Origin of the sequence: Emticicia aquatilis (assembly GCF_014644295.1) — a bacterium.
In the GTDB taxonomy this organism is placed as follows: domain Bacteria; phylum Bacteroidota; class Bacteroidia; order Cytophagales; family Spirosomataceae; genus Emticicia; species Emticicia aquatilis.
Genome location: NZ_BMKK01000014.1, coordinates 1 through 22,576, shown reverse-complemented (window position 1 = coordinate 22,576; position 22,576 = coordinate 1). Strand labels below are relative to the sequence as shown.

The 22,576-nt window shown below is 39.2% G+C and carries 23 protein-coding genes; 17 read left to right on the top strand and 6 right to left on the bottom strand.

All coding sequences use genetic code 11. The annotated features are described in order from the left end of the window. Positions 1-21: 21 nt before the first annotated feature. The 4 genes from IEX65_RS24295 to IEX65_RS24280 all read left to right on the top strand — a co-directional run bounded on the left by IEX65_RS24295 (position 22) and on the right by IEX65_RS24280 (position 2,145). On the top strand, positions 22-564 hold the full coding sequence (locus IEX65_RS24295) for a DUF6702 family protein (protein ID WP_188770306.1): 543 nt from the start codon (positions 22-24) through the stop codon (positions 562-564). A 105-nt stretch (positions 565-669) separates the two neighbouring features. Next, positions 670-1,140, top strand: coding sequence for a MarR family winged helix-turn-helix transcriptional regulator (locus tag IEX65_RS24290; RefSeq protein WP_188770304.1), 471 nt, complete (start codon positions 670-672; stop codon positions 1,138-1,140). Positions 1,141-1,201: 61 nt separating this feature from the next. Continuing rightward, complete coding sequence (locus tag IEX65_RS24285) at positions 1,202-1,663, top strand: hypothetical protein (RefSeq protein WP_229250875.1); 462 nt, start codon at positions 1,202-1,204, stop codon at positions 1,661-1,663. Positions 1,664-1,716: 53 nt separating this feature from the next. Beyond that, positions 1,717-2,145 (top strand): hypothetical protein, encoded by a 429-nt coding sequence (locus IEX65_RS24280; protein WP_188770301.1) that lies wholly within the window; start codon positions 1,717-1,719, stop codon positions 2,143-2,145. Between the two features lie 41 nt (positions 2,146-2,186). On the opposite strand, the gene IEX65_RS24275 is transcribed toward IEX65_RS24280, so the two are convergent. Next, entirely contained in the window at positions 2,187-3,854 is a 1,668-nt protein-coding gene (locus IEX65_RS24275; RefSeq protein ID WP_188770299.1) for a S41 family peptidase, read from the bottom strand. Positions 3,855-3,967: 113 nt separating this feature from the next. Between IEX65_RS24275 and IEX65_RS24270 the strand changes: the two genes are divergently transcribed. From IEX65_RS24270 to IEX65_RS24240, 7 genes are all read left to right on the top strand, one after another. Next, positions 3,968-5,092 carry a Gfo/Idh/MocA family protein gene (locus IEX65_RS24270; protein WP_188770296.1) on the top strand — a complete coding sequence of 375 codons (1,125 nt, stop codon included), beginning with the start codon at positions 3,968-3,970 and terminating at the stop codon, positions 5,090-5,092. A gap of 153 nt (positions 5,093-5,245) precedes the next feature. Then, entirely contained in the window at positions 5,246-6,076 is an 831-nt protein-coding gene (locus tag IEX65_RS24265) for a DUF2911 domain-containing protein (protein WP_188770294.1), read from the top strand. Positions 6,077-6,230: 154 nt separating this feature from the next. Continuing rightward, positions 6,231-6,890, top strand: coding sequence for a hypothetical protein (locus IEX65_RS24260; protein ID WP_188770292.1), 660 nt, complete (start codon positions 6,231-6,233; stop codon positions 6,888-6,890). A gap of 146 nt (positions 6,891-7,036) precedes the next feature. Next, entirely contained in the window at positions 7,037-8,353 is a 1,317-nt protein-coding gene (gene ahcY / locus IEX65_RS24255; RefSeq protein WP_188770290.1) for an adenosylhomocysteinase, read from the top strand. Between the two features lie 205 nt (positions 8,354-8,558). After that, positions 8,559-10,025: an IMP dehydrogenase gene (guaB, locus tag IEX65_RS24250; protein WP_188770288.1), complete on the top strand. Its 1,467-nt coding sequence runs from the start codon at positions 8,559-8,561 to the stop codon at positions 10,023-10,025. 158 nt (positions 10,026-10,183) lie between these two features. Next, complete coding sequence (locus IEX65_RS24245) at positions 10,184-11,176, top strand: SDR family NAD(P)-dependent oxidoreductase (RefSeq protein ID WP_188770286.1); 993 nt, start codon at positions 10,184-10,186, stop codon at positions 11,174-11,176. A 302-nt stretch (positions 11,177-11,478) separates the two neighbouring features. Beyond that, positions 11,479-12,891: a tetratricopeptide repeat protein gene (locus tag IEX65_RS24240; RefSeq protein ID WP_188770284.1), complete on the top strand. Its 1,413-nt coding sequence runs from the start codon at positions 11,479-11,481 to the stop codon at positions 12,889-12,891. Positions 12,892-12,955: 64 nt separating this feature from the next. On the opposite strand, the gene IEX65_RS24235 is transcribed toward IEX65_RS24240, so the two are convergent. From IEX65_RS24235 to IEX65_RS24215, 5 genes are all read right to left on the bottom strand, one after another. After that, complete coding sequence (locus tag IEX65_RS24235; RefSeq protein WP_188770282.1) at positions 12,956-13,372, bottom strand: hypothetical protein; 417 nt, start codon at positions 13,370-13,372, stop codon at positions 12,956-12,958. Between the two features lie 12 nt (positions 13,373-13,384). Further along, a complete protein-coding gene (locus tag IEX65_RS24230; RefSeq protein WP_188770280.1) occupies positions 13,385-13,738 on the bottom strand; it encodes a YciI family protein in 354 nt (117 codons plus the stop codon). A 78-nt stretch (positions 13,739-13,816) separates the two neighbouring features. Next, positions 13,817-14,386 (bottom strand): Crp/Fnr family transcriptional regulator, encoded by a 570-nt coding sequence (locus IEX65_RS24225; protein ID WP_188770278.1) that lies wholly within the window; start codon positions 14,384-14,386, stop codon positions 13,817-13,819. Between the two features lie 41 nt (positions 14,387-14,427). Beyond that, the gene (locus IEX65_RS24220; protein ID WP_188770276.1) at positions 14,428-15,507 is read right to left on the bottom strand and encodes a phosphotransferase family protein; all 1,080 of its coding nucleotides are present in this window, start codon (positions 15,505-15,507) and stop codon (positions 14,428-14,430) included. 96 nt (positions 15,508-15,603) lie between these two features. Further along, complete coding sequence (locus IEX65_RS24215) at positions 15,604-17,082, bottom strand: DUF4301 family protein (protein ID WP_188770274.1); 1,479 nt, start codon at positions 17,080-17,082, stop codon at positions 15,604-15,606. Positions 17,083-17,364: 282 nt separating this feature from the next. On the opposite strand from IEX65_RS24215, the gene IEX65_RS24210 reads away from it, so the two are divergent. The 6 genes from IEX65_RS24210 to IEX65_RS24185 form a co-directional block, all read left to right on the top strand. After that, a complete protein-coding gene (locus IEX65_RS24210; RefSeq protein ID WP_188770273.1) occupies positions 17,365-18,615 on the top strand; it encodes a glutamate-5-semialdehyde dehydrogenase in 1,251 nt (416 codons plus the stop codon). Between the two features lie 204 nt (positions 18,616-18,819). After that, positions 18,820-20,466: an alpha-glucan family phosphorylase gene (gene glgP / locus IEX65_RS24205; protein WP_188770270.1), complete on the top strand. Its 1,647-nt coding sequence runs from the start codon at positions 18,820-18,822 to the stop codon at positions 20,464-20,466. 94 nt (positions 20,467-20,560) lie between these two features. Further along, the gene (locus IEX65_RS24200) at positions 20,561-20,872 is read left to right on the top strand and encodes a type II toxin-antitoxin system HigB family toxin (protein ID WP_188770269.1); all 312 of its coding nucleotides are present in this window, start codon (positions 20,561-20,563) and stop codon (positions 20,870-20,872) included. Beyond that, the gene (locus IEX65_RS24195) at positions 20,856-21,215 is read left to right on the top strand and encodes a helix-turn-helix domain-containing protein (protein WP_188770267.1); all 360 of its coding nucleotides are present in this window, start codon (positions 20,856-20,858) and stop codon (positions 21,213-21,215) included. Before IEX65_RS24200 ends, IEX65_RS24195 begins: the two co-directional genes overlap by 17 nt. A gap of 54 nt (positions 21,216-21,269) precedes the next feature. Beyond that, complete coding sequence (locus IEX65_RS24190; protein ID WP_188770264.1) at positions 21,270-22,112, top strand: helix-turn-helix domain-containing protein; 843 nt, start codon at positions 21,270-21,272, stop codon at positions 22,110-22,112. 87 nt (positions 22,113-22,199) lie between these two features. Next, positions 22,200-22,576, top strand: a 377-nt coding sequence (locus tag IEX65_RS24185) for a transposase (protein WP_308424972.1), incomplete at its 3' end; no start/stop codon positions are given.

Sequence of the window (22,576 nt, the reverse complement as noted above, 5' to 3'; positions counted from 1 at the left end):
TAAAGGGGAAATTTTGAGAAAATGAAGACTATAATAGCCCTTTTTGCATTAATAGTATTTGGCCCAACCCATACCTCAACTAATTGGGAGAAGCTTTTTCATAGCACCCCTTTAGGGGCGGGGGGGCTTCACGCCTATCATACTTCGTTGACTGAGGTGCAGTATAATGCTCAAGAGAAATCATTGGAGATAAGCATCCGAATGTTTACTGATGATTTGGAAACTGCTTTAACAAAAGCCAATAACGGTCAGAAAGTGATGGTAGGGGGCAAAAATGATAACAGCGAAGCCATCTTGAATAAATACGTACAGCAGCACTTTGCGGTTTTGGTATCCCAAAAGCAAAAGAGAGCAATGAATGTACTTGGAAAAGAAACCGAAGGTGATGCTACTTGGGTGTACGTCGAAATACCTAATGCACAGGATTTTAAAGGAAATATCCTCTACAATAACATCATGCAGGAGCTTTTCGATGACCAAACCAACCTTGTAAATTTCATTCAACCAGGTGGAAAGAAAACCTATGTTTTTAATGCAAAAACCAAAATTGCCGAGATTGAATAGCAATGATGTAAAAATATAAAGTTTTAGTAGAAAAAATCACAGAACAGTATGCCTGCATACTGTTTTTTTTGTTACTTTTGTGTAGATTCGAAGCAAGAAACACCAATGAAAAAGGAAAAAACAATAGATTTTTACATAAAATGGGCATGGCATTCTATTTCGAGAATGTATAATGCTTACGCAAATCCCAACGATATGACGATGGCGATTGGCTATGTACTGCTCAATATTGACTCAGAAAAAGGTACACCCGCTACCAAAATTGGGCCTTCGATTGGAATGGAACCTCGAAGCCTAACCAGAATGCTAAAGACCCTCGAAGAAAAAGGCTGGATTTATCGTGAAATTGACCCCGATGATAAGCGTTTCGTAAGAGTGTTTTTGACCGAAGAAGGACGCAAAAAAAGAAGTTTTTCTCGTGAAGGAGTAATCATTTTCAATAAGATGATTCAAGAGCAAATTCCTGCTGAGAAATTGGCGGTATTTTTTGAAGTAATCAAAGAAATCAATCGATTGGTTGATGAACAAAATAGCAAAGCGAAAGAAACGCTTCTTTTAGAAAACGAAATAATTTAATCAAATTGCTGAGACTAAAAACCGATTTCTTGTAGTTTTGTAGCAAAAACCTGACCCAAATATGCACAAAAAACTACTTTTGATTATTGCTTTTGTATCAATTGCTCAACTTTCACAAGCTCAAGCATTTACATATTATCCATTCAACTCTATATTTTCGGTAGCCTCAAATCCCAACAAAGTTGTTTGGGCTGATTTTAGGTTTCAGATGAATTCTTACTTTTCATCACTAAGTACCGAGATTTCTCCGATGTTTAATCTCAATAAATCAGAGCGAGCAAAATTCTACGTAGGGGCAGGCGTAAAAGCTAATTTCTTGAATTATCTAAACCCCGATGCTTCCAAACAATCTCCGTTGGAAGGTTACAGTTTGAACTTTGGTGTGCGTGCATCGCCAGTTCAGAAACTTCCAAGATTACAGGTCGTTTTCGAACTTTCGCCTTACGCAAATAAGAATTTCGACTTAGGGGTTTTCAGAGCTAATATGGGTTTGGGATATATTTTAAGCAAAAGGAAGCAATAAGTGTTTTGGTAAGGGCGTTAGTAAATTTAATATAGAACTACGTCCATATTACAATGAAGACTTTTGCTACCTTAACATTTACCTTCCTGAGTTTTTGTGCTTTTTCTCAACAAAAAACACCATTTATTCCTCGCCCAGCAGTTTCATTTTTTCTGAATGAAAAAAATGCCGATAACCGAAAAAACATTGCCAAGTCAGATACTTTACTTGAGGTAAAAGCGGTTTTGCAAGGTGAGCAAAAACAAAAAATGCCCGACGTGACTTTTATGATTAGCGAGATTGAAGTGGCGTTAATCAGAAACGGAAAGAAGATTGCGGGCTTAGTTTTGAATGACGGAAAAGGAAGTCTTACTCCGCTCAGAATGTTGATTAGTTCGGGCGATAAATGCCAAATGACTGTCCGAGGAATTAAGTTTCTACACGATGGCGTTTATACTGATATTGGCACTGGCAATGTAATTAAAGACTATATTGTTGAATAATAAAATGTGGGCGTGATTCTGAATCACGCCCACATTTGTTTTTATAGTTTCTTTTCTTTCTCCAATTTTTCGGCTTTACCAAATTGTTTGGTGGCGGTAGTCACGATTGGGTCTTGGCTGTAAATGATTTGATAAAACTCATTATTTAGGCCATTTTTCATGTTTCGCTGCCAAATGTGTCGAGCAATATTTGCCTTGATTTGTAGCTTGATAAACTCTTTCGAGCGGCCAAATTCAGCTGCATTGAATTTGATTTCTGAGTTATTAGCCAATTTTTTCACTTCTTCGAGCATCGCATCGTTTATCACGAAATTATTTAAAAAAGTGCTAAAAGGTTGTTTTTCGAGCGTTTTACGATTGGCGTTTGCGTAATTGAGAGCATATTCACGCAAGATGTTTTTGCCGTAAAGTTCGAGCAAATATCTTGTGATGTGACTTGTATCTCTCGGCACAAAAATATCGGGCGTAACGCCACCACCGCCATAAACCGTACGGCCACCTTTGGTTTTGAATCGCATTTTGGGATTATTCTTGATGCTATCGGCAATGAAAAATTCACCCGATTTTCCACGTTCGTCGAGTTCGTGTTCGTAGTTTTCTAAATGACCTTTTTCGTAAGGCTTCTGAATACTACGCCCACTCGGAATATAGTAGCGTGATATAGTTAGACGTAACTCTGAGCCATCTGAAAGCTGAATCGGCTGCTGAACCAAACCTTTCCCGAATGTACGACGACCCACAATCAAAGCACGGTCGTAGTCTTGTAATGCTCCCGAAAGAATTTCTGAGGCCGAAGCACTTCCTTCATCAACCATCACAACTACGGCTCCTTTTTCAAACATTCCGTCGTTTCCTGCGTAAGTTTTTCTATTGTTTCGTGTATCTTTTCCATCAGTATATACAATCACATCTTTTCCACCTACGAGTTCATCAACAATATCAGTTGCTCTGTCCATATAGCCACCAGGGTTTCCTCTCAAATCAAGCAATAATTGTTTCATGCCTTGTTTTTTGAGGTCGGCCATGTGTTGCTTAAACTCATCGTAGGTAGTCTCTGTAAAACGATTGATTTTGATGTATCCCGTCTTTTTATCTTCCATCAGATAGGCGGCATCAATCGAATATTGAGGAATTTTATCTCTCACAACCGTAAACTTTAACAAATCTTTAAAGCCTCTACGCTTGATTTCGAGTTTTACTTCGGTGCCACGTTTTCCACGTAGATTCGCAAAAATATTGGTGCTATTGGCATCTTTTCCTGTCAGTTTGTTATTATTTGCCTTAATGATGGCATCTCCACTCTGAATACCGACAGTTTCTGATGGCCCGCCTGCGAGAGGCGTGACGACATAGAGTGTATCATTGAATACATTAAACTCAATTCCGATACCATCAAATCCGCTTTCAAGTTGTGAACGAGCCACATCGGCTTCTTGAGGTGGGAAATAATAAGTATGCGGGTCGAGTTTTTCGAGCATTTTTGTAATCGAATAATCGACCAACGAATCGGTATTAACGCTATCAACGTAGCTACGATTGATGTAAGTCAGAATCTCTTTAAATTTAGTCGAACTTCGAGAAATATCACCGCCAACTCGTCGTCCGCCAAAAAAAGTTGCTCCAATCAATATCCCCACCACGAGTGTCGTTGCGATAACGATAGGTGTACGAATTGTTGTTTGGTTATTTTGAATTTTATTTTCTTCCACTTTTCTACTTTTGATTTAATAAATTAGTTCGTACTTTTAGAAACAGATTCTTACGATAATAAATTACATTAAATAGCACAAATTTCTATTCTCAACCCCAATTTACTAAAGAAATGTCTGAAAATCAATCTCGACGCTCGTTTCTCCAAAACCTCGGTGTTGGACTTGGCACAACTGCGGCTGCTTTTGCCGTTCCATCAGTAATGGCTGTGCCAGAAGCCCCTGCTCCAAAAGATGATAAAAAACTCGGTGTTGCACTCGTTGGTTTGGGTAGTTACGCCAAAAATCAGCTTGCAGTTGCCTTAGAAAACGCCAAAAATTGCTATTTGGCAGCCATTGTCACTGGTTCACCGACCAAAGCCGACGAATGGGCAAAGAAATACAATTTACCCAAAGAAAGCATTTACAATTATCAGAACTTCGACGAAATAGCTAAAAACAAATCGGTTGATATTGTTTATGTAGTTTTACCGAATTCGATGCACCCCGAATATGTGATTCGTGCAGCAAAAGCTGGTAAGCACGTCATGTGCGAAAAACCAATGGCCAATTCGGTAGCCGAATGTGACGCCATGATAAAAGCCTGTAAAGATGCGGGCGTGCAGTTGGGTGTTGGTTATCGTATGCACTTTGAGCCATTTACGCAAGAAGTGATGCGAATCGGGCAGAAAAAAGAGAAAGGTAATGTAAGATTCATGCAAACAAATTTTGGCTTTACTATTGGCGACCCAACTCAGTGGCGTTTGAAAAAAGCCATGGCAGGTGGCGGGCCTTTGATGGATGTGGGCATTTACTGCGTACAGGCATCTCGCTACGTAACGGGCGAAGAACCACTTTGGGTGACTGCTCAGTTTGGGCCAATCACCGACAAAGAACGTTTTAAAGATGTAGAAGAAAGTGTTTCGTGGCAAATGGAGTTTCCAGGCGGAGCGATGGTGAATGGTTTCACTTCGTATAAGTCAAACATTGAGCAGCTTTATGTGTCGGCCGATAAAGGTTGGCTTCAGCTAAGTCCTGCATATAGTTATGGCCCAATTAAAGGTAGAAGCAACGACGGAGAAATGAAATTGCCAGTGGTGCATCATCAGACAGTAATGATGGAAGCCATCTGCAAAGAAATGATTGAAACAGGAAAATTCCCGAAACACATCGACGGTGATGAAGGCAAACGAGATATGAAAATCTTGATGGCAATCTACGAAGCCGCTCAAACTGGAAAACGAATTAGTTTGGTGTAGGTTTTTAGACAAGAGATAATAGACAGGAGACAAAAGATTTTGATACACCGTTTTAACTCTCTTGTCTTTTGTCTAATATCTCTTGTCTTCTCAACCAAACCATTTTCCAAGTTTCAGCGTTATAGGTATTCAAACAAAATCTATCAAACACAAATGAAAAAAATCGTTTTACTATTCTCTCTTTTTGTATCAATGGGAGCAATGGCACAAGGTATCAAAACGCCAGCTCCGAGTCCAACCCAAACTATCAAGCAAGATTTTGCACTTTCATCAATCGAAGTAAATTATTCTCGTCCATTGGCTAAAGGTCGTAAGATTTTTGGTGATTTAGTGCCTTTTGGTGCTATGTGGAGAACGGGTGCTAATGGTGCAACCAAAGTAACTTTCGGCGAAGACGTGAAAGTTGGTGGTGTGGCCGTAAAAGCAGGTTCGTATGCACTTTACTCAATTCCGAATGTTGGAGAGTGGGAAATCATCTTGAACAAAGGCGTAAATAACGGTGGACTAAATGGCTACAAAAAAGAAGAGGACGTAGCTCGTTTCAAAGTAAAATCAATGACTCTACCAATGAATATCGAATCGTTTACGATTATCATTGGTGATGTGATGGCGGCATCGGCAAATATCCAAATTTTGTGGGAAAACACAGCCGTGAGCATTCCAGTAGAAGCTGATATTGATAGCAAAATTATGGCATCAATTGATGGAGCGATGAATGTAGATAATCGCCCGTACTTTGCCGCAGCAAGTTATTACTTTGATAATGGCAAAGATTTAAATAAAGCTTTAGAATGGGTAAATAAAGCCATTGATGCTCAACCAAGTGCTTATTGGATGGTACATTTAAAAGCAAAAATCCAAGCTAAACTTGGTGATAAGGCTGGTGCAAAAGCAACTGCTACGAAAGGAATCGAATTAGCAAAAGCAGGTGGAAACCCTGATTATGTAGCTTTAAACGAAAAATTGATTGCTACTTTGAAGTAAGCATCTGATAATAGTTTTACAACAGAAGCTCTCTTTCTTCAGAAAGGGAGCTTTTTTGTTTTTACACCAAAACAATGCTGATAATCATAGACTTATTCGCTGAACTTCTCTAACTTTATCAAAAAGAACCAGTCACCCATAAATCAAGTCGAACATGAAAACAGCAGTCATTTTCTTTTTATCGTTTATTTTTTCGATAGGAGTTTTCGCTCAGATTACCAACGAAAACTCAATGAGTGTTATGCTTGATGGCAAAGAGTTTAAGACTCAGCCTCGCCAAATTAAAATTGGGAATTATGCTTATTTTACGGGTAATGCCACTAAACCAGATAAAATGCTAAGAATTTGGCTTGGTGATTACTACGGTCGCTCGGCGGTTGAGTCGGGTAACTACCTGATTGTAAATGCCGATAACCCCGATACCAAAGAAAATATCAAGAAAGCACAAGATTTGGGCAAATACAAAGGTATTGCTGCCATTAAGTATGTGGAAGAAATCAAAGAGCCTCGTATGGATTATCACGTAGGAGAATCGCAGAATAATGATGAAACATTAGAGGTAAAAGCAGGTGCAGATGGTTTTATAGAAATAACTTTCAACGCCACGCTGATAGGGTCATATTGGAAAGAAAAAGCCTCGGCCACAGTACTCGGCGGCTTGGGCCGAATCAAAGATAAAATCGAAAGTAAAGTCATTACATCGGCTACGGGTTTCGACTCAGATATTGACCCCGAAGGAAACGGCTACAAGAAACAAGACAAAAAAGATACGATTGTGCTGAAAGATGGAAAAATGAAATTGAAGAAAAACTAAAAATATCGGCGATATTGCTTTATCCGCTAAATAAAAATTATCCAAAAAAAGTTGATGTAGCAAATAATTTATCCTAATTTTGTTGAAAATTTAGAAAAACCAACTAAATTAATAATTTTAAAAGGATAATTTAACTTATATCAATAATGTCAACAGCAACAAAAACTTATCTCCCGTACAAGGTAAAAGACATCACTCTTGCCGATTGGGGTCGTAAAGAAATTAAATTAGCAGAAGCCGAAATGCCAGGTTTGATGGCAATCCGTGCTGAATATGGCCCGTCGAAACCATTGGCAGGTGCAAGAGTAGCAGGATGTTTACACATGACAATCCAAACTGCGGTTTTGATTGAAACCCTTGTAGAGTTAGGTGCTGAAGTAACTTGGTCTTCTTGTAATATTTTCTCAACTCAAGACCACGCTGCTGCTGCTATTGCTGCTGCTGGTATTCAAGTTTATGCTTGGAAAGGTCAAACAGCCGAAGAATTCGACTGGTGTATTGAGCAAACTTTGTTTTTCGGTGAAGAACAAAAACCATTAAACATGATTTTGGATGATGGTGGCGACCTTACAAATATGGTATTCGATGTATATCCTGACCTTATCTCAGGTATCAAAGGTTTATCAGAAGAAACTACAACGGGTGTTCACCGTTTGTACGAGCGTATGAAAAATGGCACATTATTCTTGCCAGCTATCAACGTAAACGACTCAGTAACAAAATCGAAATTCGATAATAAATACGGTTGTAAAGAATCATTAGTTGATGCGATTCGTCGTGCAACTGACGTAATGATGGCAGGTAAAGTTGCTGCTGTTGCAGGTTATGGTGATGTAGGTAAAGGTTCGGCAGAATCACTTCGTGGTGCTGGTTGCCGTGTATTGGTTACTGAAATCGACCCAATCTGTGCTTTACAAGCGGCAATGGACGGCTACGAAGTAGTACCAATGGATGAAGCAGTAACTCGTGCAAATATCTTCGTAACGGCTACTGGTAACGTAAATATCATCCGTGACCGTCACTTCAAAGCAATGCGTGACAAGGCTATCGTTTGTAACATCGGTCACTTCGATAACGAAATCGACATGGCTTGGTTAAACCAAAACTATGGCCACACAAAATCTACTATCAAACCACAAGTTGATATGTATGAAATTGATGGCAAAGAAATCATTATCTTGGCCGAAGGTCGTTTAGTAAACTTAGGTTGTGCAATGGGTCACCCATCATTCGTGATGTCATGCTCATTCTCAAACCAAACATTAGCACAAATCGAACTTTGGAACAACCCAGAGAAATACGAGAAAAAAGTTTACGTTCTTCCTAAGCAATTAGATGAGAAAGTAGCTGCTTTCCACTTGGCTCACGTTGGTGCTAAATTAGATACCTTAGATGCAGAACAAGCGGCTTACATCGGTGTAACACCAGAAGGTCCATTCAAATCTGAAATGTATCGTTATTAATACACTACCGTCCACGGACGAAAGTCGATAGTATTTTATATCAAAATGCCCATTTATTGAAAAATAAATGGGCATTTTGGGTTTTATTCGCCGAAACTTTACTTTCTTAAACATTACCCAAAAATTAAATTTTTCGTATAAAATTGTCGTTTTCAAATATTTGCCGTAATTTTGCTTGGCAAATAAGAAAACGAAATTATTTGCTATGTTAGATTCTTCAAAGTTGCTTTACGAAGCACTCACCTACGACGACGTTCTGCTCGTCCCAGCCTATTCAGAGGTACTTCCACGAGATACGCAAACTAAAACATTTTTAACCAAAAATATTCAATTAAACATTCCTCTTATTTCGGCGGCAATGGATACCGTTACCGAATACGAAATGGCCGTAGCGATGGCACAAGAAGGTGGAATCGGCTTTATTCACAAAAATATGTCTATCCAACAGCAAGCCGAGCAAGTTCGCAAGGTGAAGCGTTCGGAGAGTGGCATGATTATCGACCCAATTACACTGCACGAAACAGCAACTGTTGGCGATGCTCTTCGCATCATGAAAGAATTCCGCATCGGTGGTATTCCAATCGTTGACGAAAACCAAAAGCTTAAAGGAATTATTACTAACCGTGATTTACGTTTTCAGCAAGACGCTTCAAAATCAATCACCGATATCATGACCAAAGAAAACCTAATCGTTGGGCATGAAGGAGCAGGATTGGCTGAAGCTGAAGACATCTTACGTAATTATAAAATCGAGAAACTCCCGATTGTTGATAAAGAATACCGAATCATCGGTTTGATTACTTACCGAGATATTTTAAAGAAAAAAGACCGCCCAAATGCCGCAAAAGATAGCTTAGGTCGTTTACTTGCAGGTGCGGCCGTAGGCGTAACTCCTGATATTGAGGCACGTGTAGAAGCCCTAATCAAAGCAGGTGTTGACGTGGTAAGTATCGACACTGCTCACGGACACTCGAAAGGTGTAATTGACACCCTCAAACGTATCAAAACGGCCTTCCCGAAAATTGATGTTATTGTTGGAAATATTGCAACTGAAGAAGCAGCCGAAGCCCTTTCAAAAGCAGGTGCCGATGCAATTAAAGTAGGTGTAGGCCCAGGAAGTATCTGTACGACTCGTATCATTGCAGGTATCGGAATGCCACAACTTTCGGCTGTTGCCGATTCAGCCAAAGCTGCCGCAAAATACGGCGTTCCAGTCATTGCCGACGGTGGAATTCGATTTTCGGGCGATATTGTAAAAGCCATCGCTGGTGGTGCAAGTACCGTAATGATGGGTTCACTTTTGGCAGGAACTGAAGAAGCCCCTGGAGAAATGGTGATTTATGAAGGACGTAAATTTAAAACATACCGTGGAATGGGTTCGGTAGAAGCAATGGAAGATGGCTCGAAAGACCGTTATTTCCAAGATGCCGAAGATGATATTAAGAAACTCGTTCCCGAAGGAATCGTGGGTCGTGTGCCATTTAAAGGTCGTGCTGCTGAAATCATCTATCAAATGGTAGGAGGCTTGAAAGCAGGTATGGGCTACTGTGGTGCTGGCGATATTGCAACTTTACAAAAAGCTAAATTTGTAAAAATCACAGCGGCGGGTATCAAAGAAAGTCACCCACACGATATTCAGATTACAAGAGAAGCTCCGAACTATTCGAGATAATAGTTTTTCTTTTACACCAAAAGAAAACTGAACGCAGATTTTTATGGTTCTTATGATAGATATATGATTTGCTTTCGTCAAATCATAATCAATCCGAACAATCATAAATATCTGCGTTCTATTTTGTTAATTTACCGCATCATTCACTCATTGAAAGCATGAATCGAGTTCTAATTACAGGTGCAAATGGCTTAGTTGGCAGTGCTACCGCTCGTAAATTTACAGAAGCGGGCTATGAAGTTTCGGCATTGTGCCGTGCTGGCAGCGATTTGTCTTTATTGAAGGATATTATCTCTAAAATCAAAATCATCGAAGGTGATATTTTGGATATACATTCACTTGAAAATGCACTCGAAAATCAAGATTTTGTAGTTCATACGGCCGCATTGGTGTCGTTTGCCCCCAAAGACCGCAACCAAATGTTTAAGGTAAACGTTGAAGGAACGGCCAATTTAGTGAATATTTGTTTGGAGAAAAAAATCAAAAAGCTCTGTCATGTAAGTTCGATTGCGGCATTGGGTCGCCCAACGTCGGCATCAGAAAATGTACATGGTGGAATCATTGACGAAAATCAAAAATGGGAAGACTCTCCGCTCAACTCAAATTACGCAAAATCGAAGTATGAAGCTGAGCTTGAAGTTTGGCGTGGCGAAGCCGAAGGGCTTAATGTGGTAGTGGTGAACCCATCAATTATTTTGGGCGAAGGAGATTGGCACAAAAGTAGTACGCAGCTCTTTAAGTACGTTTATGACCAGCACAAATATTATACCAACGGCAATCTCAATTATGTAGATGTAAACGACCTCGTGACGGCTATTTTCAAACTTACAACCTCCAAAATTAAAGGTGAACGCTTTATTCTGAATGGAGGAACTACGACATACAAGGTGTTTTTCGAGAAAATAGCGGCCGTTTTCGGTAAAAAAGCCCCTTTTAAGACTTTATCACCTTTCGCCATCGAAATCCTGTGGCGACTCGAAGCCCTGCGAGCATTCTTTACAAAAAAAGCTCCATTAATTACAAAAGAAACCGCCCATAACTCTCGCACGAAATTTGCTTATAAAAACCAAAAGATTCAGAAAGCAATTAATTTTCAATTTACCGACTTAGACGAGACGATTCGTAGAGTTGGGAATTTTCTTTTGAAATAGTTACTGGGAAACTGGTTACTTGTTATTAGTTGATTAGAAAATAAACCAATAACAAGTAACAAATAACAAATCACCACCATAGGAACTTTTATTTCTGGAAAACTATTGACATTTAATAAATAATTTTTACATTTATTGATAGTTTTATTGGGGTAAATAATCTTGTATAATATTTTATTGATTATCAGTAGATAAGACTAAAACAAAGAAGATTACAATACCCTTTTTATACCCCAAAAATCAATTTTAAGCACGATGTGCAGCCCTTGGTTGGGCTGTTTAACCTTTGAGTGGAATTCTACATGCAACACGAATTTAGTGACAGATTCGATGGTTTCGATGACGCTGATGTGAAAGCATCGGCCGAACGCTTTGAGGAAATGCTCAAAAGTAAAGAAACGATTTTCTTCGACGAAGAAACATACGAACAATTATCCGAATACTATTTGCTCAAAAGCAAGTGGGATATGGCAATGAAAGCCTGCCGAATTGGCCTTCAGCAATACCCCTATTCGCTCGAATTACTACTCGATAAAGTGCAGCTACACGCCAACTACGAGCAGTTCGACGAAGCAATGGAGGTCTTGGATACTGCTGCCACTTATAATCCAGCCGATAACGAAATCACCTACATGAGAGGCGTAATTTGCAACCTCATGGGTAATTACGAGGAAGCAGTTGAGCATCTGCGTGAGGCATTATTATTATCCGACGAGAAAGAAACAGTATATTTTCAGCTCGCTCAAACCTACCAAAACTGGCAGAAATTTGAAGAAGCAGCTCATTTCTACAAAAAAGCTATTCGCAATAAATTTCAAGAAGAAATTGCTTTTTATGAGTTAGTTTTTTGTTTAGAGCAAGCCGATAAATTAGAAGAAAACCTCAGCTATTTTCAAGAATTAGTTGATAATGACCCCTACTCGCACTTTGCGTGGTTTGCTTTGGGCATGACTCACAGCCGTCTTGGCAAGCATAAAGATGCGGCTTTTGCGTATGATTATGCCGTTACGGTCAAAGAAACTTTTGCTTCGGGGTGGTTCAATTTGGCTCACGCCTACATGAACCTTAGTAATTTTCTTGATGCCAAAGAATGCTACGCCAATGTGCTGAAACACGAAGCCCCAACGGCCGAAGTTTATACGCATTTGGGGGCTGCCTGCGAGAAACTGGAACAATACGACGAAGCCTACAAAAACTACCGAGAAGCCACCGTTTTAGATGAAATGTGGGACGATGCTTGGTTTGGAATGGGTTCGGCTTTATATGAGCAAGAACGTTGGTTTGAGAGTATTCATTTCACGCAAAAAGCCATCAAACTCAACGAAGCAAACGCTGATTATTGGTTGCTTTTGGGCGATACGGAATCTAAATTAGGTAATTTTTTATCGAGCAATGAGGCGTACACACAAGCTGTGGCACTCGACCCAAATAACCCTGATATTTGGTTGAATTGGTCGTTGCTTTTCTTTGAGCAAAGCCAATATGGCAAAGCCTTCGAGATTGTGTATGACGGAATCAGCGAAATGCCCGACGATGCCGATTTATTTTATCGAGCAGCGGCCTATTTGATTTTTGATGGAAGCTACAACGAAGCCTACAAATACCTCGAAACTGGCTTGATTCTAAACTATGATGCTCACGCCCAAATCTATGATTTCTTCCCGAATTTGGATACGCAGAAGGCTCTTTTTAGAATTATTGAGCAGTATAAATAGAGAATTTATATATAACAAACGAGGCTTGGAAGTTATTCCAAGCCTCGTTTGTTATAGAATGTAACTACCCAATAATACGTTTATCTTTGGCTACAAATTTAGCAAATGCCAATAATGCCCCAGTTACCATTATATTTCTAAAAAAGTTTACCATTTCAAGTTCTTTCTCTCTTGCTATATCGGCAGTCATGTTTTTAACGCCTAATTCTTGCCCCATAGTTCTTGGTAAATGTACTAAAACGGCCATTAAGACTACATAAACTGCCATCAATGAGTAGGCTAATTTATCGTACTTCCCAATTACGGCACTTACGATAAATAATAAGATGCAAACTAAGGTAAAGTAATTCCAAAAGTACGGAAACGGAATATAATTAGGCACAAACGAAGCCCCAACTTCGGGCTTGCCTAAGTGCAAACCAACATAAAGCAAAAACGAAAGAGGGAATATATATCTACCCGAATTTAAGATTTTATCCATTGTATTGCTTGTTTAGTTATTTGGAAAAGGAATAAGTGGGCGAATTTCAACCGAGCTTTTGGGGTATTTTAGTACTGGGCAGGTTTTGCTCCATTCTTGTACTTCTTCCAAACTATCAGATTTGCAAATTAAGAATCCCACTACTAAAACACTGTCAATTTCTTTATGTGGGCCGTAGAAAATACCACTATTGCTTACAATAGACGCTTCATAACGCATTGGGGCGGTGTGTACTAATTTTCCTTGCATGGCAATATTCCCAATCCAAGATTGCCATTTAGGCATGTCTTCTGCCATATCTTGTGAAGTGGCCAAATATCCGTTTTCGGCACTGGCGTTGCGAAATAACAATAGATACTCTGTCATAATTTTTAACTTTAATTGTGAATGATGGGACAAATTTCAGCAATTATAATTTCGTGAATGATGACAAAAGTCTATGTTTTAGAGTTTGGCTTTGAGGCGGCTAAAAACATCTTTATTGATGCCCAAGTAGGAAGCGATGAGTTTACTCGAAAGGCGTGTCATGAGCATTGGGCGGTATTCCATCAACCATTTAATTCTATCCAATGCTGTCAATGATACGAATGTATTGATACGATAGACGGAGTTGGCATAAGATGCCTCAAGGATTTGTTTATAAACTTTGTCAAACTGAGGAACTGTTTCCATCAGTTTTTGAAAAGTCGGTCTATCTATGGCGAAAAGTTCGCAGGGTTCAACGGTTCTTATATTTTCTAAGGCTGGTTTGCCACTGCCAAAACTTAAAAGCTCTGAACACCAATTATCTTCAATGATGATATCACGGGTTGTTTCATTAAAATCTTTGTCATAAACATAGACCTGCAAACAACCTTTGGCAACGAAATATACATATTTACAAACATCGCTTTGTTGTAAAAGATGCTGATTTCGCTTGGTTTTGATATGTTTAAAAGAGGAAAGCACCATATCCAAATTATCAAGGTCATTGCCGAGCCTATTGGTGATATGTTGTTTTAAAACCTCTATCATTTTTGTAGAAAGCTGATAATCAAAACTTTAAAGTTATTTTTTTACATCATCCTCCCACTCTCAATCGACTTTATGCCTTTTTTAGAAAGAGCTTTTACACCAAAAATCAAATCGGCAAAGCGTGGGTCGGTGGTTAGTCCTTTCTTGTATCGGCTGTAAATTTGCTGAATAACTACTGAGTTTTTGAATAAGCCAAAAACATAGAAATACAGAATATTTGACACATCTCGACCGCTCTTTTCGGCGTATCGCTCGGCAAACTCTTGGCGAGTCAAATTTCCTTCAACCCACGAAAGATTAAATGTTTTTTCAAAAGCTCCATCATTGGCTTCTGCCCAATACGAAAGGCTTGTGCCTACATCCATGAGTGGGTCTCCAACGGTAGTCATTTCCCAATCTAAAACCGCAATGATTTCTGATAAATTATTGGCGTTCAGCACCACATTATCATACTTATAATCATTATGAATGAGCGTGGGTTTGCTTTCGGCAGGAAGATTCTCTTTTAGCCAAGCGGCCAAAGTATCCATCGCCGCAATCTCATCGGTTTGTGAGGCTAAATAACGCTTGTGCCAACCTTCCACTTGTCGCTGAATGTAGCCTTCGGGTTTACCAATATTTATCAATCCAGTCGATTCAATATCAATGGCGTGTAAAACCGCCAGATTATCGCACAATGCTTCTGAGAGTTTTCGCATTTCGGCAAGAGCAACCGTTTCCATGAGTTTCGGAGCATCTTTTGCTCGTAAAATAATGCCTTGCACCCGCTCCATGATATAAAACGGACAACCCATTACTGCCTCATCATCAGTAAAAATAATCGGATTTGGTATTTTTTCATACCCAATCGACTTGATAGCCGTCAGAATTTTATACTCACGAGCCATATCATGCCCACCTTTGATGTCTTTCGCACCCACAGGCGGGCGACGTAAAACATATTCTCGATTAGCAGTTTTTAAGAAATACGTCAGATTCGAGTATCCTCCAGGGAACTGCGAAACTTCGGTAATTTCCTCAAAATCAGGCAATTGAGATTTGATAAAGTCATTCAACTTTATCAAATCCAATTCTTCACCCTGCCTAACTGCCGTAGGCGTATCTATTTTTAATGATGTCATTTTTTAGTCAATTGCGTGCGACGTTCCGCACCACGGTCGGTAGAATTTTGTTGTTCAATCTCATTCTTAATTCTACATTCTCAATTCTTCATTGAATTACTGGTGTTCTGGTCTTAGTAAATCATTCACCGTTTTTACGGGGTTGAATGTAATCAACGGTACTTCTACGAACAAGGTGTTCCAGTCGGCCATTGCACCATTCCACAAACCTGGTAATTCTTGTGCTTTTAGGTCACGACCACTTTGTGATTTTTGCGTGTTGAAGCCAGTTTTTGGGTCACGGAACTCCAAAAGGTTAAATTTATTTCCTTGATAATCTTTCAGTGTACAAATCAAATCAACAGGGTTGAAGTGCGTTGCACCATCGAAAATTTCTTTTTGTTCGGGGTCTTTCAAATCAATTTGAGCAGATTCTACTACTTGAAGTGAGGTTGAACCGTCGGCATTTTCTGCCCAGAAAGGCCCGCCACCTGGCTCGCCAACGTTTTTCACCATGCCACAAATACGCAACGGACGATTCAGTTTTGTGCGGCAATAAGTTTTACGTTCTTCAAAAGACAAATCATCGTAACCTTCGGGAAATTCTACACAAAGGTCAAATTCGATAAAGTCTTCAATTTCTTCTACGTCCTCTTCTTTCAAATCTGTACCATCCATCATTTTCAAATACGCAAAAACCGCTTGTTGATAGCTCAAAACCAAACTTGCTAAAGCTTTTTTGTAGATGATTGTTTGTTCTTTTAGGCTGTCTGGCACAACGTTGTCGATGTTTTTGATAAACACCACATCAGCATCTTGGTCGTTAAGGTTTTCGAGCAAAGCACCGTGTCCCGCTGGACGGAAAAGTAAATCTCCGCTGGCCGTGCGGAAAGGAGTATTGTCAAGATTTACAGCAATCGTATCGGTCGATGGCTTTTGTTCAGAGAAGCTGATGTCATATTTTACGCCATATTTTGCTTCGTAATCAGCCAAAACTGCATCAATCAAGGCCGTAAATTTGCTTCTATGCTCGGGCGAAACCGTAAAATGAAGGTTCACTTTGCCGCCCGAACTGGCGTATTTTGCCCCTTCAACCAAATGCTCTTCGGCTGGTGTGCGAGTTGAATCACCATATTTATGGAACTCCAACAAGCCTTTTGGCAAAGCACCGTAATCAAGGCCTTCGGCCGTAAGGAGGTGTTTGAGGATAGTTTTGTGGTCGGCCGACTCGCTTCCAACTGATTTTATCAAACTTTTATAGAATGCAAAATCTTGTAAATGTTCTAAAACTTCATTAACCGATTTGTCGAATTTATTTTCTTCCAAAGCCGCAAAAAGCGATTTGAACATACGCGAAGCCGCACCCGAAGCAGGTACAAATTTTAGTAGCTTTTTACCGAAAATTTGGTCGTCGAAATCTTTCGATAGTTCTTTGGCTTTTTCGTCGCCAAGCTGAATCATTCCATCGTCGATGGTGGCTGCTCGTACGACATTTAGGTATGGAAATCCTACTTTAAAATTCTCGATTTGCTCAAGAATCGTCTCCACATTTGCCCCACGGGCTTCGATTAGGCTAAGGTCTTTTTCGCTAAACATATTAATAAGGTTGAGTTAATTCGTCCACGGTCAATAGTTTGTTTCTGAGGAAGTTTAAACTATTGATAAGGAGGCTTTTGGTAAAAATTGTCGTTGTTTGGTTTTAATCAGCTACTTTATGGTATGAAAGTTTTGTTAAAAATGTAATTTTACGAAAAAATAGAATCAAGGCAATGTTTTTGCTCGGGATTAATTAAAGTTATTCGAGTCAACGGTCAATAGACGGCAGTCGATAGTATTTTGTGGGCTGTTGTCCGTGGACTGTGGACTTTCAAAAAAATCATGAATTCAATACTTCCTCTTTTACAGCAAACCCAACAAGCTTCGGCGTCAGTTCGCCGTTTGACCGATGCCCAACGCAGCGATTTATTAAATGAATTGGCCGAAATCGTTGAGCAATCGAAGGCACTGATAATGTCAGAAAATCAGAAAGATTTAGACTTGATGGATAAAGCTGACCCAAAATACGACCGCTTGTTATTGACCGAAAGCCGTATTCAAGGTTTGGCCGATTCGCTGAGAGAAGTAGCTCTTTTGCCCGACCCAACAGGTGAAGTATTGACCGAAAGAAACCTCGAAAACGGACTGAATATCAAGAAAATAGCCGTTCCGATGGGGGTTGTGGGTGTAATTTACGAATCTCGCCCCAACGTAACGATTGATGTGGCTTCGTTGTGCCTACGCTCGGGGAATGCCTGCGTGCTAAAAGGTGGAAAAGAAGCTATTTTCTCGAATACTTGTTTAGTTGGATTGATTCATCAAGCCTTAGCCAAATTTAGCGTTGCTGCCGATGCCGTTTTGCTTTTACCAACCGACCGAAAATTTACGGAAGAATTACTAAAAGCGACTCGCTTTGTAGATATTATTATTCCACGTGGGTCTGATTCGCTTATTCAATATGTACGTCAGAACTCACTCATTCCGACCATCGAAACTGGTGCGGGTGTGGTGCATACTTACGTTGAAACAAGTGCCGATTTAGCCAAAGCCAAAGATATTATTGTCAATGCACGAGTTTCTCGACCATCGGTTTGTAACTCGCTCGATTGTGCTATTGTTGATGAAGCCATTATTGATGAATTTTTGCCAATGTTGGTAGAAGATTTCAAAAAATGGAATGTTGGTGTTTATGCCGATGAAAAATCGTATGTTGTTTTTGAAAAAATGGGCTACGAAAATCTTCATTGTGCTCAACCCGAAGATTTTGGTCGTGAATGGCTTGATTATAAAATTACAGTCAAAACTGTGAGTGGCTTTGATGAAGCATTGGCTCATGTACAAGCATTTTCGTCTCGACACTCAGAAGCTATTTTGACAAATAATCAGGCACTTGCTGAAAGATTTTTAGCCGAAGTAGATGCCGCAGCGGTTTATCATAATGCCTCCACTCGTTTTACAGATGGCGGACAGTTTGGACTTGGTGCTGAAATTGGCATTTCGACCCAAAAACTCCACGCTCGTGGGCCTTTTGCTCTCGAAAAACTTGTTATTGAAAAATGGGTAATCCTTGGTGATGGACAGGTGAGATGGTAGGCGAAATTAAGAATTAAGAATGAGTAATTAAGAATTACATGTAAGTTATTGCTATAATTATAAAGAAAGCCCTTTTTAATTTTATGTAATCCTATCGCAGAATTAACAAACAGTCTGACAATCTCATTCTTAATTCTCAATTCATAATTCTTCATTCGTAAATAAAAATCTCTACATTTGTCATAGAAAATAACCTATGATAAAATGAAAAATCTTCCTGAGCAGTTTGCTCATCCGTATTCTTTTGCCCCAAAGTTTAAGAAATCTGCCGTTTATTTTTCGATGGAATTTGCCATCGACCAAGCTTTGAAAACCTATTCGGGTGGACTTGGATTTTTGGCTGGCTCGCACATGCGAAGTGCCTATCAAACCAAACAAAATCTTGTTGGAATCGGTATGCTTTGGAAATTTGGTTATTATGACCAAGTTCGCAATACCGACAACAGTATGGCCGTGCAGTTTCGTGAGAAAATGTATAGTTTTTTGCAAGATACTGGTGTTCGTTTCCAAATGAATATCCAAAATCGAGCGGTTTGGGTAGCTGCTTATTTCTTGCCTCCGACAACTTTTGGCACCGTTCCGATGTTTTTTCTAACCACCGACACCGATGGAAATGATAATTGGGCAAGGTCGATTTCGTACCACCTTTATGATGCTGATGCTTCTATAAAAGTAGCTCAATGTATGGTTTTGGGTATTGGCGGAACTACTTTTCTGGACAAAATCAATTACGAACCTGAAGTGTATCATTTCAATGAAGCCCACGCACTTTCGGGGGCTTTTCATCTATACAAGAAGTTTGGAAAAGTCGCTGATTTGAAAAAACGTTTGGTTTTCACGACACACACACCCGAAGAGGCGGGCAACGAAAAACACGACATCAATATGCTCGAAAACATGAATTTCTTTGCGGGTGTACCGATGAATGAAGTTCGTAAGATTAGTGGTATAAGTGATAATGTTTTCAATCATTCGTTAGTTGCTTTACGTTTGAGTCGAAAAGCCAATGCCGTATCAAAACTTCATGGCGATGTTTCTCGCAAAATGTGGGGCGATTATAAAGGTATTTGTGAAATTACACACGTTACCAACGCACAAAATAATCTTTATTGGGCTGATGATATTTTAGAAAAAGCCCGCAAGAAAGGCGATGTAAAAACTATCTCTTCTCGCAAAAAAGAACTGAAAGAAGTATTGTTCAAAACCGTAGCCGACCAAGCGGGCAAACTCTTTAAACCAGATGTGTTTACAATTATTTGGGCAAGACGTTTTGCTGCTTACAAACGCCCTGATTTGCTCACTCGTGACCGTGAACGCTTCGATAAATTGATGAAAAACACCAAATATCCGATTCAGTTTATTTGGGCAGGAAAACCTTATCCGTTTGATGGTGGAGCAATCAATAATTTCAATCAGTTGTATTATTTGAGTCATCTTTACCCAAATATGGCAGTGCTGACTGGGCATGAATTGAATTTATCGAAACTTATCAAAGATGGCTCTGATGTGTGGCTCAATACGCCAATTGTTACCCGTGAAGCATCAGGAACGAGTGGAATGACCGCAGCCATGAATGCTTCACTCAACTTCTCGACTTTTGATGGTTGGGTTTGTGAATTTGCAACCGAACAAAACTCATTCGTTGTGCCAGTTGCACCTCATTCACCTGATTGGGAACGAGACCGAGTTGATATTCATAATATGCTTGATATGCTCGAAAATAAAATACTGCCAACATACTATGACCGCCCCGACGAATGGCAAAAAATGGTTTTACAGAGCATGAATGATGTAAATGCGTTCTTCGACTCTGATCGCATGGCGGCTGAGTATTATGAGAAGGTTTATTGATTGCTTTATATTCTTGGCATAGTTTAAAGCTATGCCAAGAAATTATTTTGATAAATTTGTAACCATTTTGGATACATTTTAATATATTTGTAAGGTGAGAATTATTTCTGTAAAAACATTAAAGATATTTTGGGATAGAGAGCATCAAGCCGAACAAGCTTTACGAAGCTGGTATGATGAAGCGGAAAAAGCTACTTGGAAAACACCCCAAGAATTGAAGCAACAATATATAAATGCTTCTATTTTAAGCGAAAAAAGGGTTATTTTCAACATTCATGGTAATAAATATCGACTCATTGTAGATATTGAGTATCGCCTACAAATACTTTTTGTTGTTTGGATTGGTACACATGTAGAATATGATAAGATTGACGCAAAAAAGATTAGCTATGCAAAAAATAATTAAAACAGAAGCTGAGTATGAAGCTGGGTTGGAACGTATATACGAATTGATGCAATTAGATATACAACCTAATTCTGAGGAAGAAGCAGAGCTTGAAATAAGCTCATTATTAGTAAAAGAGTACGAAAAAACACATTATCCCATTGCACCACCACATCCATTAGAGGCTATTAAGTTTCGTTTAGAACAAATGGGCCTAAAAGAAAGCGAACTCAGTAAAATACTTGGAAATCGTAGTCGTAAGTCTGATATAATGAATGGTCATCGAAAATTGAGCCTTTCAATGATTCGTACACTGCATAAAAAATTAAATATTCCTGCCGAAACATTGATTTTAGAATACTAAATCTATGGCTATTAAAAGTCAGTTTTATAGATAAACCTTTCAAAAGTCAAAGATATGCTTCGTGTTCCTTCTTCGATAAGTTCAAAAGAATTTGAGTCTTTGCAGATTCAAGACATGACTTTTGTGGCTTATCGAAATAATATTTATCCTTCAAAAAACGAGATTTTCTTTGAGGAACACGCCATTATTTATGTACTCGAAGGCGAAAAAAAGTTTATTTCTCCTACGCAAGACATTCACGTTCAGAAAGGCCAAATTCTCTTTTTTCAGCGTGGCTGCTACTCAATGAATGAGTCGATAGATGTCAATTACAGAAGCCTTGTTTTTTTCTTTCCCGAAAATTTATTGAAAGAATTTGTGGCTCAAAACCTCACACTTTTTGAGGATTTGACCGAAAACGCCATCGAACAAATCTTGAGCCTCGAAAGCAGCGAAAATTTCGATAAGTTTGTTGACTCGCTGATTCCGTTTTTTAGCACTCGCACTAAGCTAATGAATCAGTTTTTAAGACTGAAATTTAATGAGTTAATGCTACATCTCATCGAACTCGACCGCAGCGACCAATTTCGTCAGACACTTTTTAATATTTATCAAGGTCAGAAAGCAGATTTGGCCTATTTTCTTGAAAATTACTACCTAAAACCTCTTTCAATTGCCGAATTAGCCCAAATTTCGGGGCGAAGCCTTTCGGCCTTCAAACGTGATTTTGAACTCCAATTTCATACTTCGCCCGCCGCTTGGATTAGAAACAAGCGTTTGGAGTATGCCTATTTTCTTCTACAAAACTCAAAGAAAAACGTTTCGGAGATAAGTCTCGAAATCGGTTATGAGAGTGTGTCGCATTTCATCAAGGCTTTCAAAGAAAAATACGGTTTTACGCCCAATAAAATCACTTAAACCAAAAACGTTATTTTTTGGTCGTATTTCGTTAATCATTATTAGGTTATTATACTCAATTTTGTGTCGCCTATTTCATACAATCCTATGGCGGACAAATTCCAAAGTAAATATCGCATTCCTTCGGCAAGACATCCCAACTGGGATTACAGCACAAATGGAGCATATTTCATAACGATTTGCACGAAAAACCGACAATATTTTTTTGGAGAATGCGAAAAAGGCAAAATGAAATTATCGACTTTAGGAGCAATTGCACAAGGTTTTTGGTACGAAATTCCAAAACATTTTCCATTTGTTGAATTGGGTGAATTTGTGGTGATGCCCAATCATATTCATGGTGTTTTGATTTTGAATAAAAATGGTTTTGACGAAAATATCGACATAATCGACCCCGTAGAGACGTTGCATATGCCGAGCGAAGTAGGGTTGAACCCTATTAAGGCGAAATGGAGTTGTCCTTT

Coding starts and splice junctions, on each gene's coding strand:
- IEX65_RS24295 (WP_188770306.1), top strand. CDS start 22: ATGAAGACTATAATAGCCCTTTTTGCATTAATAGTATTTGGCCCAACC.
- IEX65_RS24290 (WP_188770304.1), top strand. CDS start 670: ATGAAAAAGGAAAAAACAATAGATTTTTACATAAAATGGGCATGGCAT.
- IEX65_RS24285 (WP_229250875.1), top strand. CDS start 1,202: ATGCACAAAAAACTACTTTTGATTATTGCTTTTGTATCAATTGCTCAA.
- IEX65_RS24280 (WP_188770301.1), top strand. CDS start 1,717: ATGAAGACTTTTGCTACCTTAACATTTACCTTCCTGAGTTTTTGTGCT.
- IEX65_RS24270 (WP_188770296.1), top strand. CDS start 3,968: ATGTCTGAAAATCAATCTCGACGCTCGTTTCTCCAAAACCTCGGTGTT.
- IEX65_RS24265 (WP_188770294.1), top strand. CDS start 5,246: ATGAAAAAAATCGTTTTACTATTCTCTCTTTTTGTATCAATGGGAGCA.
- IEX65_RS24260 (WP_188770292.1), top strand. CDS start 6,231: ATGAAAACAGCAGTCATTTTCTTTTTATCGTTTATTTTTTCGATAGGA.
- ahcY (WP_188770290.1), top strand. CDS start 7,037: ATGTCAACAGCAACAAAAACTTATCTCCCGTACAAGGTAAAAGACATC.
- guaB (WP_188770288.1), top strand. CDS start 8,559: ATGTTAGATTCTTCAAAGTTGCTTTACGAAGCACTCACCTACGACGAC.
- IEX65_RS24245 (WP_188770286.1), top strand. CDS start 10,184: ATGAATCGAGTTCTAATTACAGGTGCAAATGGCTTAGTTGGCAGTGCT.
- IEX65_RS24240 (WP_188770284.1), top strand. CDS start 11,479: ATGCAACACGAATTTAGTGACAGATTCGATGGTTTCGATGACGCTGAT.
- IEX65_RS24235 (WP_188770282.1), bottom strand. CDS start 13,372: ATGGATAAAATCTTAAATTCGGGTAGATATATATTCCCTCTTTCGTTT.
- IEX65_RS24230 (WP_188770280.1), bottom strand. CDS start 13,738: ATGACAGAGTATCTATTGTTATTTCGCAACGCCAGTGCCGAAAACGGA.
- IEX65_RS24225 (WP_188770278.1), bottom strand. CDS start 14,386: ATGATAGAGGTTTTAAAACAACATATCACCAATAGGCTCGGCAATGAC.
- IEX65_RS24220 (WP_188770276.1), bottom strand. CDS start 15,507: ATGACATCATTAAAAATAGATACGCCTACGGCAGTTAGGCAGGGTGAA.
- IEX65_RS24215 (WP_188770274.1), bottom strand. CDS start 17,082: ATGTTTAGCGAAAAAGACCTTAGCCTAATCGAAGCCCGTGGGGCAAAT.
- IEX65_RS24210 (WP_188770273.1), top strand. CDS start 17,365: ATGAATTCAATACTTCCTCTTTTACAGCAAACCCAACAAGCTTCGGCG.
- glgP (WP_188770270.1), top strand. CDS start 18,820: ATGAAAAATCTTCCTGAGCAGTTTGCTCATCCGTATTCTTTTGCCCCA.
- IEX65_RS24195 (WP_188770267.1), top strand. CDS start 20,856: ATGCAAAAAATAATTAAAACAGAAGCTGAGTATGAAGCTGGGTTGGAA.
- IEX65_RS24190 (WP_188770264.1), top strand. CDS start 21,270: ATGCTTCGTGTTCCTTCTTCGATAAGTTCAAAAGAATTTGAGTCTTTG.